Origin of the sequence: Mycobacteroides sp. H001 (assembly GCF_001440005.1) — a bacterium.
Taxonomy (GTDB): domain Bacteria; phylum Actinomycetota; class Actinomycetes; order Mycobacteriales; family Mycobacteriaceae; genus Mycobacterium; species Mycobacterium gwanakae.
The window spans coordinates 507,881-521,487 of the sequence record NZ_LJYH01000021.1; the positions used below are offsets into that span (position 1 = coordinate 507,881).

Consider the following 13,607-nt stretch of genomic DNA (forward strand, 5'->3'; position numbering starts at 1 on the left):
CCGTCGACTATACAAGCGTGTAGCCAATTGTCCAGCCGTGTAATATGCGGCGATGGAGACCGTGGACCCCGACGACCTCACAGCCCGTGCCCGCATCCGTGATGCCGCGCTGCATGAGTTCGGTGAGAGGGGGTACGACGGTGCGACCATTCGAGGCATCGCCGCGCGAGCGGGGGTCTCCTCCGGGTTGTTGCGGCATCACTTCGGGTCCAAGCAGGAACTGCGCGAGGCATGCGATGAATACCTCGTCAAGACGATGCGGAACATCAACGAGCAGGTCCGGACAAACGTGGAACACGGTGATGTGCACTATGTTTCGGCGCGCATTCCGATCGGCCAATACCAGGACTACATCACCAGGGCTTTGGTCGACGGCTCCGCGGGCCAGGTGTTCGACGAGATGGTCGCAATGACCGAGGGCTGGCTGGCCAGTGCCGACCAGAATCGTGTGTTTCCGGCCGATATCGACGTCAAGTCCCGTGCCACCGTCATCACCGCGATGGCCCTGGCGGTGCCACTGCTTCAGCAACATGTTTCGCGTGGGCTTGGTGTTGATGTCGGTTCGCCCGAGGGCGAGCTGAAAATGGCGGCCACGCTCGTCGATATCTACGCCAACCCTCTGTTGACCCCTGAGCAGGCAAATTCGGCTCGTGAGGATCTCGCGCGCAGAATGGGATAGCTGTATTTATCGCGCAATATTCGCTGCAGGCATCGCACTTGCCCCACTACCTGGTTACTCTATGTGCGTGCGAAGTTTCCGCGCGCGGCTGGAGTTTCGATGATTGTTGTCGCTGGTCTGAGGGTAGATGCGACCGTGGCCAAAGCTGCGGCGATGCTGCTGTACGTCGTCGGATTCGCGTTCACGGTGTTCTTCGGCATCGATAGTGTGCGGCTTGCCGTGGTGTTTCTTGTCGGGATCGCAGCGACGGCACTGCACTACTGGCCGGACCGTGACAAGTTCGACCGGATCTCGATAGCGGTTGCGGTCGGCCTGATGCTCGCCTTTGCGCTCGACGCATGGTCGACCTGGGTTATCGACGGGACGCTGGTGCCGGGTATCGGAATCGGCGTGGCGCGCCTGTTGGCATGGCTGCTCTCGGTTGCCGGCATCCTGGCGTTTCCGCGCCGGCTCATCGACAGGGATGCCGACGGCTAGGCCCCGGTTCGTTCCAGCCGTGATGGCCGCGTCAGCAGGTACGCGAGCACCCCGGCCGTGCGGGGCGAGCGCGCCTTCGACCACCTGAACAACAGCCCGCGCAGCAGCGGTGCCGGTGACCACCAGAACCATTTGCCCAGCAGGCCCGCCACCGCAGGCACGACGAACGTCCTGACGATGAGCGTGTCGATGATCAACCCGACCCCGATGGCGGTGCCCACCTGCTCGATACTCAAAACGTCACTGGAAAGCATGGCGAACATGGTGATACCGAAGACGATCCCCGCCGTCGTGACCACCCCGCCCGTGCCGCCGAAAGCGCGGATCATTCCCGTGCGCAGTCCGGCGCCGTCCAGGAAGATCTCTTCACGCATGCGCATGGTGAACAGCAGGTTGTAGTCGGCGCCTACCGCGACCAACGCGATAAGGGCGATCGAGGGAACCGACCAGTGCAGGTCGCGTCCCAACATGTCATGCCAGATCAGGGTGGTGATTCCCAGCGCCGAGGCGTAGGAGATGACCACGGTGCCGATGACCACCGCTGCTGCCACCGGGCTGCGCAGCATCACCAGCACGATGAGGAAGACCAGCGCCAGCGCCACGGCCGCCAGTAGTAAGAAGTCGTCGCTGACATATCCGCGCAATTCGGCTGTGCCGGTGCCGAATCCAGCAATGTTCACGGTGCTACCGGCGAGGGTGCCCTCCTTGGTGGCCTCGCTCACCGCGAGGGTGATCTGCGGAGACCGGTGGGCGCCGTCCGCGCCGAACACTTTGCCGTCCCCGAACACCAGCATGCGGGTCGAGCGGCCGTCTGGGGCGAAGTACAGCCCGGCGGCGCGCTGGAAGCGCGGGTCCTGCCAGGCCCGCTGGGGTAGGTAAAAACCTCCCTCGCCGCTGCTGCGGAAATCCTCGCGCATGGCGCGCAGGTATTCGGTCAGCCCGGAGAACATGGTGCGTGTCTCGCCGACCGCCTTGGTCAGTTGATCGGTGATCGTGCTGAGCTGCGCCACCGTCGCTCGCATGTTCTTGACCGAGTCCACCGCCCCGGAGAAGGATTTCTGCATTCCCTGGGCGCCGGTACCGAACTTGGCAGTGCTGGCCGTCAGCGATGCGGTTGCCGCCACCACGGAATCCATCGGTTCGACCGCCTTGAGAACCAGCGAGCAGATGCCGTCGTTGGCACAGTTGGGGTTGCCGTTGGTGAAGTTCCGTAAAGGCTCCATGTAACCGGAGACCTGGGACACGTTGTCCTGCAGTGCTTTCATTCCCGAGTGCATGTCTCCGACGCCGCCGTTGAGTTCGCCCAACCCGCTCACGCCGCCCGCGAGACCGTTCTGCAGTTGCGCGATCGCCTTGGAGAATTGGCCCAGCGTTGCCGAGAGCTGGTCCACGGCTCCAAGACGTTGGCTCATCTGGGTGGTTCCGTCGTCCAGCTGATCGGCGATGATTCCCGCTTGTTCGGTCAATGCCGCCTGCTCGGGGATGGCACCTGCCGGGCGCGAGGCCGACTGGACCATCCGAATGCCGGGAATCTCCATGAGCTTCTTGGTGACTCGCTCGATACCGATGACTCCCGCCGGGTTACGCAAATCATGGTCGGATTCGATCGAAACGATCTCCGGCAGCAATCGGTTCGGCGGGAAATGCCTGTCCATCGCCTGGTAGCCCCGGTTGGCGTGTGTGGAAAGCGGCTGCGAGGCAAGCTCATCGAAGCCAAGGCGCAGGCCGGCCACAGGAATGGCGCACACCATGAGCACTAGCGCCGAGCCGACGAGGACGGGCCCTGGCCAACGCGCGACCATCGTGCCCACTCTGCGCCACCGGCGTCCCGGCTGCCCGCGCAGTGGACGAGGCTGGGCCAACCCGCGGCGCCCGGCCAGCCCGATGAGCGCGGGAAGCAGCGTCAGCGACGCCGCCATGCCGGTGAGTATTCCTATGGCACAAGGTAATCCGGCGCTGCGCAGCATGCCTACCTGGGCGAACATGAGGCAGGAGAGGGCGGCGGCGATGGTCAGCCCGGAGGCCGCGATGACCGGCGCCACGCTGCGGTTGGCGACTTCCAGTGACTGCTCATGCCCGAGCCCCGAACGCCGCTGTTCGTGATAACGCCCGAGTAGGAAGATGCCGTAATCGGTCGCCGCGCCGAGCACCAGGGCGGCCAGCAGTGCGACCGAGAAGATGGAGACCTCGATGAGATTGCGTTCTCCGAGGAAGGCGACGATCGAGCGCGCCACCCCCAGGCCCATGCCCACGGTGATCAGAGGAATGGCAGCGGTGATGGCAGATCGGTAGACGGCGAAGAGCAGTACTGCGATGAGCACCACGGTGACGCCGGTGATCATCAGCATCTGGGTATCGATGGACGTGAGCTCGTCGGCGATGGTCGCGCCGGGCCCGGTGACCCAGGGGTGCATCCCAACTGGTGCCGGTTCGTCGGCGACGATCTTCCGGACCGCGTCCAGGGACGCGTTGGCCTGCGCACCGCCGAGTTCCCCGGTCACGCGCAGCATGGTGTACGCCGCTTTTCCGTCCGGGCTGATTGCGCCTTCGGCGGTCAGCGGGTCCGCCCACAGGTCCATCGCCGAATCCAGATGGGCGGTGTCTGCGCGTAGCTTCGCAAGGAGCCGATCGTGATACTGGTGCTCGACGGGCCCCAATTGGTGGTCGCTCTCGAGGACCAGGTAGTTGAGGTTCCCGCCGTCGCCGTCCTGGAACTGCCTGCCCATCACGGCGCCCGCGGTATTCACCGGGGCGCTTTGTGGCAGGAACCCGCGCGCGTGGTTATGTGCCGTGCTTTCCACCTGCGGCACAAGCAGATTGCCTGCCGCTGCGGCGAGTACCCAAATCCCGATGACGAGAAACGCGTATCGGCTGCAGAACCTTGCGATGGCTTCCCACATGCATGCCGACGCTACGGAGAGGCGGTGGGGCCGTCGTCGTGCTGTGGGCGAGACTTGCTCTCCTACCGTGGTAGGAGACGCGAATCCGCGCGAAGCATGATGTGTGACGTCCTGACCGCCTCTACGCTGGCGCTATGGATTGGTTCCGGGAGACTGCGTTGCAGCGCCGTGCTCTGGTGCCGTATGAATTTCCGTGGGCTGTGCCGCTGGTCATGTACAGCAGCACGCTGCTCATCGTGGGTTGCTCTGTCCTGCAGCGAGGTTTCACCCGTCCGTGGCTGCTGGCCTTAGCGGCCCTGCTCGCGTTGACCCCGATACTGTCGTTCATCATCGCTGGTCGCAAGCTGAACGCGTTCTGGACCGTGGCGTTCGCGCTGGCGGGGGTTGGGCTATTTCTCACCTGGCCGGCCAATGTCGTCGATGGTGCGCCCTTCCTGCTGATGTTCACGCTCGGGGAAGTGGGAGCCATCGCGTCGGTGCGCGCTGGTCTTCTCGCGGTTGGCGCCTGTGTGGCACTGCTCGTGGCGGCCGAACAGCTGCATCACCTTGGGACCTTCTCGCTATACATGGTGTTCTTTGTGCTCTGCGGGTGGTTGATCGGGCGCATCATGCAACTACAACAACGCCTGCTTTTACAGGAACGCGCACAGCAGGTGCGCATGCTGGAGCAGGCAGCTTCCGATGAACGACGCCGCATCGCACGTGAAATCCATGACGTGATAGCGCATTCCCTGTCCGTGACGATGCTTCATCTGACCGGGGCGCGGCGGGCATTGCAGGAGGATCACGATGTCGATGATGCCGTCGCCGGATTGCTCGATGCCGAACGTCTTGGGCGTCAGGCGATGTCGGATATCCGCGGCACGGTGGGGTTGTTGAGCACTGGACCCGGCGGAACCGAGCCGATGCGGCTGTCTCCAGAACCCGGCATCTCCGATATACCTGATCTGGTCGCTGATTTCACGGCGGCGGGGATGGCAGTGGAATCGCATATCTACGGGTCGGGTGAGTCCGTCAGCGCTGGAGTGGGTTTGGCGCTGTACCGCGTGGCTCAGGAATCTTTGGCCAATATCGCCAAGCATTCGCCAAGGTCGTCGGCGGCGGTTCTCCTTGATATCAACGGGTCGGCGGCCAGTTTGACCGTGAGTAACGACCTGGCTGCGGGATTACCCCACGATGTGTGCTCGGGAGGCGGGCTCGCAGGCATGCGGCAGCGCATTGAGATGCTCGGCGGCGAATTCCGTGCCGGACGGGCGGAGGACGGCTGGACAGTTTCGGCCAGCGTCCCATTGGAAACCGATGGGGCTCCGTGCCGCGTGCGGCGAAAGGTGTTATGGCGTCATGACTGATACCGAAGTGGGCGTGCTGCTGGTCGACGATCAGGAATTGGTGCGCACAGGACTGCGCCGGATTTTGCGTCGCAAGGACGGATTCGCGATTGTCGGGGAGTGCGCGGATGGCAGTGAGGTAGCAGCGGCGGTCACCCAGGCGCGGCCCGATGTGGTGATCATGGATCTGCGTATGAAGCAGATGAGCGGTATCGAGGCGATCCGATTGCTGCACGCCTCCGAGGGGCCGCCGGCATTGGCACTGACTACATTTGACGACGACGAGCTGCTCTCCGGTGCGCTGCGTGCCGGCGCCGCCGGGTTCATTCTCAAAGATTCTCCGGCAGAAGAGCTGGTCCGCGCCGTGCATGCGGTCGCCCGTGGTGAGGCATATCTGGATCCGTCGGTAACCTCGCGGGTTCTCAGTGCCTATCGACGCGCGCCCGCCGCCAGCACCGGTGCCGCCGAGGACAAACTCACCGTGCGGGAGCTGGATGTGTTGGCGCTCATCGCATCCGGTGCGAACAACTCCGAAATCGCTGAGCAGCTGGTGATATCCGAGGTGACGGTCAAGAGCCACATTGGCCGAATTTTCGTCAAACTCGATCTGCGAGATAGGGCCGCGGCCATCGTGTACGCCTACGACCACGGCATCGTGACGCCCAAATAGGGTTACTGGGTCTCTTTTACGCGAAGCCCCTCGATGGCTTCGTGCAATTCTTCAAGCTCACGGCGCAGATAGTCGCGGGTGGCGACCTCGCCCACCGCGAGCCGCAGTGCCGCCAGCTCCCGAGCCAGATATTCGGTATCGGCCTTGGTTTGTTCAGCGCGCCTGCGGTCCTCTTCCAGCGACACCCGGTCGCGGTTCTCCTGGCGGTTCTGGGCCAGCAGGATCAGGGGCGCGGCGTAGGCGGCCTGGGTGGAGAAAGCAAGGTTGAGCAGGATGAAGGGATAGGGATCCCATTGGAAGCCCACCGCGAAGAGGTTCAGGATGATCCAGACGATGACGAACACCGTCTGCATGGCGAGATAACGTCCCGTGCCCAGGAACCGGGCGATGTTCTCGCTGACCCGGCCGACTGCCTCGACATCGAGGCCGAGCGACAGACGCCGGGAGGTCCGTGGAGTATCGAGCCGCTGCCGCGCCGATGCGTCGCTCACGAACGGTTACCTCCCGTCACGCTCTCGGGTTCGTCGGCGCGCCAGCCGTCGGGCATCAAGTGATCCAGTACGTCGTCGACCGTAACGGCGCCGAGCAAGTGGTTCTCCCTGTCGATCACGGGACCGCACACCAGGTTGTACGCGGCGAAGTAACGGGTGACCTCGGCCAACGGCGCCTCGGCATCCAGGTAGGGCAGATCGGTATCGAGAATGCCGCCGACCATCGCATAGGGGGGCTCACGCAGCAGCCGCTGCAGGTGGACGCATCCGAGATAGCGCCCGGTGGGTGTCGCAGTGGGTGGCCGGACCACGAAGATCAGCGAGGACAGCGCGGGGGTCAGATCCGGATCACGCACGCGGGCAAGGGCTTCTGCCACCGTGGTGTTGGGGCTCAGGATCACCGGTTCCGGGGTCATCATGCCGCCGGCAGTGTTGGGGGAGTGGGTCAGCAGCCGTCGGACGGGCTCGGAGTCCTCCGGATCCATCAGCGCCAGAAGCGATTCGGCCTCTGCGGGCGGCAGTTCGCCCAGCAGGTCGGCGGCGTCGTCGGGGTCCATGGCCTCCAGCACGTCGGCGGCGCGCTCGTCTTCCAGCTTGGTGAGCACCTCGGCCTGATCATCCTCGGGAAGCTCCTGGAGGATGTCGGCCAGCCGCTCGTCGTCGAAGGCGCCCAGCACCTCGTCACGCCGTTTAGGTGGAAGCTCACGGATGGCATCGGCCACCTCGACGGGACGCATGCCCTCGAACTGGAGCATGAGCTGGGCCACGCCTTGTCCGGGCAGGTTGAGCGCCGACGGCGTCAATCCGTGGATGTGGTTCCATCCGGTGACCTGTACGCCGCTACGCCGGCCCAGTCGTCGTGGGCTGCGCACGGCCACCCGGGTGACCACCCAGTCGCGGGTGCGGGTCTGCTCAAGGCCCAGATCAACCACGACGAGGTCGACACCTTCGAACTGTTCGAGCTCGGGGTCATCGGTGCGCACCGTGGTGTCCAGTACTTGCCCGAGCACCAGCGCCTCGCTGGGGCGCTGTTCGAAACGGCGCAGTGAGACGTTTCCTGTGTTCAGCGTTACCGATCCGGGCTCGATGGCGGTGACGCGCAGCATGGGCACGAATATTCTTCGGCGCGTAAGCATTTCAACGACCAGGCCGATGACCCGCGGCTGTTTTCGGGCAACGCCAATCGCGATCACGACATCGCGCACCCGTCCGATCGACTCGCCGTCCGGGCCGAGAACCACCAGGCCTGAGAGCCTGGCTGCGAACACCTTGCTCACTGCGGCCATGGTGCAAGGTTAGGGGGTAGGCCTTGCGGCGCCCTGCGCCGGTGTCGTGAGTTGGGTGCCTAGGTGCCGATTCCGCCGTACATGAGGGCGATGACGGCGGCCGAGAATCGCTCACTGTCCTGCACCTCGCCGCCCCGTGAGGCGTGCAGACCGGTGGCCAGAATCATCCCGGTCACAGCTCGGGCGGTGTACTCCGTATCGAGATCGGCACGCAGATAGCCTTTTTCGACCCCGTGACGCAGGTAGGCCTCGGTCAGTTGGTCACTTGTGGAGAGCATTCCGAAGACGCGCTCGCGTAGCTCGTTGTCGACCGAGCCCGCTTCCAGCAGAAGCAGCGGCAACTGGGGGTTGTCCCGGAACAGGTCCGCGAGCGCGGCACCGATACGCACCGACTGCTGGCGGTACTGCTCGATATCGTCGGCCAGCCCCGCGGCGTTTTCCGCGCCGATCGCCTGAAAGATCTGTTCGGTGACGTCGTCGATGACATGCTCGATGATGTCCCGCTTGCTCTTGAAGTACCGGTAGAAGGTCCCATGGCCGATCCCGATCCGCCCGGCGATATCCGCGACGCCGGTCGCGTGGTAGCCCTGCTCGGAGAAGCACGCGAACGCCGCGTCCAGAATCTCTTGCCGCATCTCGAGCTTCTTGCGCTCGGCGCGACTGAGTGTGGACGGGCTGGACGTCATAAGCGGCGATCCTACCGACCTTGACACTTGTCGAGAATGACATATCATTCCGAAACTGACAAGCCATTCCGTTGGAGGTTGATGTGAGTCGTTATCCGAAGATTGAGCTGCCAGGCGCGGTGGTCGTCATCACCGGTGGAGCCAGGGGAATCGGTGCTGCCACCGCGCGTCTTTTCGCCGATAAGGGGGCCGATGTCTGGATCGGCGATGTCGATGACGTGGTCGCCAAAGAGACCGCGGACACGATTCCGCGTGCACAGTCGGGCGTCCTCGATGTCACCAAGCCCGAGTCCTGGGCCGCGTTTCTTGATCGGGTGCGCGCCGAGTCGGGCCCGATCGACATCCTGATCAACAACGCGGGCGTGATGCCGCTGGGCGGATTTGTCGAAGAGAACGAACGCACCACCGATCTGATTCTCGATGTGAACGTGCGCGGTCCGCTCAACGGTGCGCGGGCCGCGTTGCCCGAGATGGTGGCGCGGGGGCGTGGGCACATCGTCAACGTGGCGTCCATGGCAGGCAAGCTGGCCGTCCCCGGCATGGTCACCTACAACGCGTCCAAGTTCGGTGCGGTCGGGCTTTCCGTGGCGCTCCGTAAGGAGTACGCAGACAGCGGCGTCAGCATCAGCTCGGTGCTGCCGAGCGCGGTCCGCACCGAGTTGGCCTCGGGCGCGCCGCTGGGCAAGGGGATGCCGACCGTCGATCCCGAGGATGTGGCGGCCGCGATCGTGCGCAGTGTCGACACTCGTCGCGCGCAGATCTCGGTGCCGGGCTGGCTCGCGTTCGGGTGGGGGCTGGTGGATCTGTTTGTACCCGAACCACTTGAGCGACTTGGCCGCCGGCTCATCGACGACCGTCGCGCATTGACCTCACTGGACCTGAACGCCCGCGGCGCGTACATCGAACGCATCGAGCGGCAGAGCAAGGAGCACCAGAAGTGAGCGAACGGCGCAGTCCCAGAGTTGTTGTCGTCGGCGCCGGCATGGCCGGAATCGCGGTGGGGCACAAACTCATAGAGGCTGGTTTCGATGATTTCACCATCCTGGAGAAGGGCGATGACGTCGGTGGCGTCTGGTATTGGAACCGATATCCGGGGCTGACCTGCGATGTGCCCTCCCAGGCCTATCAGTACCCCTTTGCGCCACGCACGGACTGGCCACGGCTCTTCGCCACCGGTCCAGAGATTCAGGCGTATCACCGCACGGTCGCCGAGGATCTGGGCGTCATGTCTCATATTCGGTGTGGGCAGGAGGTCACCGCCGCAGAGTTCACCGGTACGGGCTGGCGGGTTACCACCGCGGCGGGGGAGGTGCTGGAATGCGATTTTCTGATTGCCGCCACCGGCGTGCTGCACCACCCGAACATCCCCGACATCCCAGGGCTCGACAGCTTCCGCGGCAAGGTGGTGCACACCGCGCGGTGGGATGACTCGGTGCAGCTGGAAGGAAAGCGTGTCGCCGCGATTGGAACGGGCTCTACTGGGGTGCAAGTGGTTTCGGCGATGCAGCCCATCGTCGAGCAGGTGACCTCATTCATCCGGACACCGCAATGGGTGCTGTGGGCACCGATGGCGATGCGGCAGCCGAAGTTCGTCTCCAAGCTGCTGGAGGCGTTGCCCACCGAACGCATCGTGCGATTCAGTGCGTTGACGGGCACCGACGCGTTGGTGAACATCGTGACCCGGCCCAGCTGGGGTCGGCGGCTGGTGCAGCAGTACGCGCGGGCGTGCCTGCACCTGATCCGCGACAAGGAGTTGCGTCAAAAACTGACCCCGGATTACGAGCCGTTGTGCAAGCGGCAGGTCTTGTCCGGGTCGTTCCATCGCGCTGTCCAGAAGCCGAATGTCGAGATCGTCACCGACCGCATCGACAGGGTCACGCCAAGCGGCATTGTGACGGTCGACGGTGCCGAGCGCGAATTCGACGTGATTGTGCTGGCCACCGGATTTCAGGCGCACAACTACATGCGGCCGATGAATCTGGTTGGCAAAGAAGGATATTCGATTGATGAGGCATGGGAAAAGGGGCCCAAGGCGTACCGGATGACCGCCATCCCCGGCTTCCCGAACTTCTTCACCGTGCTCGGCCCCAACTCGCCGACCGGATCGATCTGGCTTCAGCACACGGCCGAGCGCACCGCCGAATACATCATCAGCTGGCTACATCGCTTCGCCCGTGGCGAGATCACCACGGTTGAAGTGAGCCGCGAGGCGACCGATGAGTTCAACATCCAGGCGCGTGAGGCGATGAAACCCACGGTGTGGGCGACCGGGTGCAACTCCTGGTATCTCACCGAAGACGGATCGGTAGACCTGTGGCCCTTCGATCGAAAGACCATGGAGCGCATGCTCGCCTCACCCGAGGAGAGTCACTACATCGTGCAGTGACGCGCGTTAGCGCAGATTGAACGTCGACGGATCGGGGCCGATGCGACCGTCGGCCGCGTCGAGCCCGGTGATGCGCTCCACCTCGTCGGTGCCGAGTTCGAATCCGAACACATCGAAGTTGGCCGCGATGCGCGCCGGCGTCACCGACTTGGGAATGACGACGTTGCCCAGCTGAAGATGCCAACGCAGGATCACCTGCGCTGCGCTCACCCCGTGGCCCTCGGCGATGGCGCCAATGGTCGGGTTATCCAGGATCGTGCCCTGGCCAAGTGGCGACCAGGCCTCGGTGAGAATGCCGTACTCGGCGTGGAAGGCGCGCAGCTCGGGCTGGGTGAACCGGGGATGCAGCTCGATCTGGTTGAGAGCAGGCACTTCTCCGGTTTCATCGATCAGCCGCTGGAGATTCTCGACGGTGAAATTGCTGACCCCGATGGCCTTGGCTCGGCCGTCGGCCTGGATCCGCTGCAGAGCCTTGAAGCTGGCCACGTACTCGTCGAGTTCAGGCACCGGCCAGTGGATCAGGTACAGGTCCACATAATCGGTCCCCAGCCGCTCCAGGGAGGCGTCAAACGCGCGTAGCGCGCTGTCATAGCCCTGATCGGCATTCCACAGCTTGGTGGTCAGGAAGACATCCCCACGGGGAACCCCGGACTGCGCGATGGCGCGTCCTGTGCCCTCCTCGTTCTCGTACACCTTCGCGGTGTCGATGCTCCGGTATCCGACCTGCAGGGCGGTCGATACCGCCGCCTCGGCTTCGTCACTGGGCACTTGCCAGACGCCATAGCCGAGCTGGGGAATCGTGGTACCGGAATTGAGCGTCACGTTGGGGACTATCTGGGGAACCGTCACGGTCAACCCAACGCGGGGCGTCGCGGAGTATTCCCGGGGGGCTCGGGGGTAAATGAAACGCCCCGCTCCCGATGCTGGGAGTGGGGCGTTTCTGGTGGTGCGCCGTCAGGGGCTCGAACCCCGGACCCGCTGATTAAGAGTCAGCGAGTGCAGTAGAATTGATCTGCGGATACCCCTTATATACGCAGGTCAAGCCCAATGCTGAATACTATAGTGCAACATAGTATGCATACCTTTAGCTACAGCTAAGCTACAGCGGCAGGTGCTCGCAACGCATTTGCCGACTCGTTACGACAACGACGGAGATCCAGCCATGCGATGCCCGACCCCTCAACTCAAGGGCTATCCCGATAAGGCCGCAGCCGCCGATGAGCTGACGCGTCGCTACAGGACCCCACCGAAGGCCGTAAAGCCGTACGAATGTGACTGTGGAGAGTGGCACCTGACACCACGCCAGCGCGCGGGACGTGGCGAAGGTAAGCCGTACAAGCGCGGGGATGGTATGTGGGTCTGCGCGGTGACCGTGCCGGGTGCAGATGGCAAACAGAGGCGAAAAACGGTCTCAGCGAAGGACCGCGGTACTGCGCTAGATCGGCGCAAAAAGCTGCTGGAGGACATCGCCAAGGGGAACATCATCCAGTCGCCCAAGATCACAGTCGGCCAATGGCTCGATCACTGGCTTGAAACTATCCACAAGCCGAACGTGAAGCCAAAGACCTACCGCTACTACGAATCGGGGATTCGCCTTCTGATCAAGCCGCACATCGGCCAGAAGCAGCTCGCCAAGCTGACACCCGAGGATGTTCGCGCGGTAATCAAGAAGATCAACGAAACGGGCTCGACACGGAACGCGGTCAAGGCGCACCAGATTCTTCAGAAGGCGCTCAAGGGTGCGATCAACGAAGGGGTGCTTGAGCGCAACGTCGCCACGATGGTCAAGAAGCCCAGCCATGTGACTGCGGAGATTCAACCGTTTACTGCGCCCGAGGCCAAGCACATCATGCGGACCGCGATCGACTTGAATGACCCTCTGGCGGATCGTTGGAGTTTCGCGTTCCTGACGGTGGCGCGCCCGAGCGAACTAAACGGCCTTGAGTGGAGCCGGGTCGACTTCGACAACAAAGTCTTGGATCTGTCCTGGCAGTTACAAGAGCTGACGAATAAGAGGCACGGGTGCGGAGAGCCCAACGAAGATGGCGCATACCCCTGCAAGCGAAAGCGCGCGGCTTGGTGCCCAGCGGCGGAGTACGACTTCCAACCCGGCTTCGAGTACCGCCCCTGCCACGGCACACAGGTGTGGACACGCCCTAAGACGGCTGCGGGTAAACGTACTCTTCCGCTCATCAAGCCACTGGAAACTATGTTGCGCTTGCGATTAGAGCGTCAGAAGCCCGGACATCTAGACCTGGTCTGGGCTCATGATGACGGTCGGCCGTATGGCCCCACGGAGATGAATGAGCGATGGCACGCGCTCATGGTGGCTGCCGGATTCGAGTTTGATGAATCCGGTACCGACTGTAATGAAATTGAGATCGAATCTGGAGACTCGGAAATCCCAGATTTGCCTAGCAGAATGCTCTATGCGGCAAGGCACACTGCCGCAACGCTTTTGATGGAACTCAAGGTTCCAGAAGATGTGCGGATGGCGATTATGGGTCAGAGTTCTGTTGTCGCGCATCGCGGTTACGTCCACGTGGACCAGAGGCTGACAAAGGCAGCATTGTCAAAACTGACCAAGTTGTTGAATCCAGCGCTACATTGAGTCCCACGCGGGGGCTGTCAATTGGCAGGCTGCGCGCCGTAAAGCATCGTTGCCACGGCTGTGGGGCGCTTGTGGCGTATGGAACAGGGGATG

General features: G+C 63.3%; 12 protein-coding genes and 1 tRNA gene. 7 read left to right on the top strand and 6 right to left on the bottom strand.

Annotated features, from left to right (window positions below):
• Positions 1–52 precede the first annotated feature (52 nt).
• Together AOT83_RS04385 and AOT83_RS04390 are read left to right on the top strand one after the other, a co-directional pair.
• Positions 53–679: a helix-turn-helix domain-containing protein gene (locus AOT83_RS04385; protein WP_030094980.1), complete on the top strand. Its 627-nt coding sequence runs from the start codon at positions 53–55 to the stop codon at positions 677–679.
• 99 nt (positions 680–778) lie between these two features.
• Positions 779–1,156, top strand: coding sequence for a hypothetical protein (locus tag AOT83_RS04390; protein WP_057965094.1), 378 nt, complete (start codon positions 779–781; stop codon positions 1,154–1,156).
• Here the strand turns inward: AOT83_RS04390 and AOT83_RS04395 are convergent.
• On the bottom strand, positions 1,153–4,056 hold the full coding sequence (locus AOT83_RS04395; protein WP_057965093.1) for an RND family transporter: 2,904 nt from the start codon (positions 4,054–4,056) through the stop codon (positions 1,153–1,155). The genes AOT83_RS04390 and AOT83_RS04395 overlap by 4 nt on opposite strands.
• 134 nt (positions 4,057–4,190) lie before the next feature.
• Here AOT83_RS04395 and AOT83_RS04400 point away from each other — a divergent pair, with 134 nt between their 5' ends.
• Positions 4,191–5,405 (top strand): histidine kinase, encoded by a 1,215-nt coding sequence (locus AOT83_RS04400; RefSeq protein WP_030094983.1) that lies wholly within the window; start codon positions 4,191–4,193, stop codon positions 5,403–5,405.
• Positions 5,398–6,054: a response regulator transcription factor gene (locus AOT83_RS04405; protein WP_030094984.1), complete on the top strand. Its 657-nt coding sequence runs from the start codon at positions 5,398–5,400 to the stop codon at positions 6,052–6,054. The genes AOT83_RS04400 and AOT83_RS04405 overlap by 8 nt, the downstream gene beginning before the upstream one ends.
• Positions 6,055–6,056: 2 nt before the next feature.
• Here the strand turns inward: AOT83_RS04405 and AOT83_RS04410 are convergent, their stop codons facing one another.
• Genes AOT83_RS04410 through AOT83_RS04420 form a run of 3 tightly spaced genes read right to left on the bottom strand, consistent with a single transcriptional unit; the run spans position 6,057 to position 8,517 of the window.
• Positions 6,057–6,545: a DUF1003 domain-containing protein gene (locus tag AOT83_RS04410; RefSeq protein ID WP_030094985.1), complete on the bottom strand. Its 489-nt coding sequence runs from the start codon at positions 6,543–6,545 to the stop codon at positions 6,057–6,059.
• A complete protein-coding gene (locus AOT83_RS04415; protein WP_057965092.1) occupies positions 6,542–7,831 on the bottom strand; it encodes a CBS domain-containing protein in 1,290 nt (429 codons plus the stop codon). The genes AOT83_RS04410 and AOT83_RS04415 overlap by 4 nt, the downstream gene beginning before the upstream one ends.
• 59 nt (positions 7,832–7,890) lie before the next feature.
• Positions 7,891–8,517 (bottom strand): TetR/AcrR family transcriptional regulator, encoded by a 627-nt coding sequence (locus tag AOT83_RS04420; protein ID WP_046253032.1) that lies wholly within the window; start codon positions 8,515–8,517, stop codon positions 7,891–7,893.
• Positions 8,518–8,600: 83 nt separating this feature from the next.
• On the opposite strand from AOT83_RS04420, the gene AOT83_RS04425 reads away from it, so the two are divergent.
• Together AOT83_RS04425 and AOT83_RS04430 are read left to right on the top strand one after the other, a co-directional pair.
• On the top strand, positions 8,601–9,458 hold the full coding sequence (locus tag AOT83_RS04425; protein WP_030094988.1) for an SDR family oxidoreductase: 858 nt from the start codon (positions 8,601–8,603) through the stop codon (positions 9,456–9,458).
• A complete protein-coding gene (locus tag AOT83_RS04430) occupies positions 9,455–10,903 on the top strand; it encodes an NAD(P)/FAD-dependent oxidoreductase (protein ID WP_057965091.1) in 1,449 nt (482 codons plus the stop codon). The genes AOT83_RS04425 and AOT83_RS04430 overlap by 4 nt, the downstream gene beginning before the upstream one ends.
• 6 nt (positions 10,904–10,909) lie before the next feature.
• Here the strand turns inward: AOT83_RS04430 and AOT83_RS04435 are convergent, their stop codons facing one another.
• The gene (locus AOT83_RS04435) at positions 10,910–11,725 is read right to left on the bottom strand and encodes an aldo/keto reductase (protein WP_057965090.1); all 816 of its coding nucleotides are present in this window, start codon (positions 11,723–11,725) and stop codon (positions 10,910–10,912) included.
• A 122-nt stretch (positions 11,726–11,847) separates the two neighbouring features.
• A tRNA-Ser gene (locus AOT83_RS27770) sits at positions 11,848–11,938 on the bottom strand.
• Between the two features lie 76 nt (positions 11,939–12,014).
• Here AOT83_RS27770 and AOT83_RS04440 point away from each other — a divergent pair.
• Positions 12,015–13,514: a site-specific integrase gene (locus tag AOT83_RS04440; RefSeq protein WP_240488003.1), complete on the top strand. Its 1,500-nt coding sequence runs from the start codon at positions 12,015–12,017 to the stop codon at positions 13,512–13,514.
• The last annotated feature ends 93 nt before the right edge of the window (positions 13,515–13,607 follow it).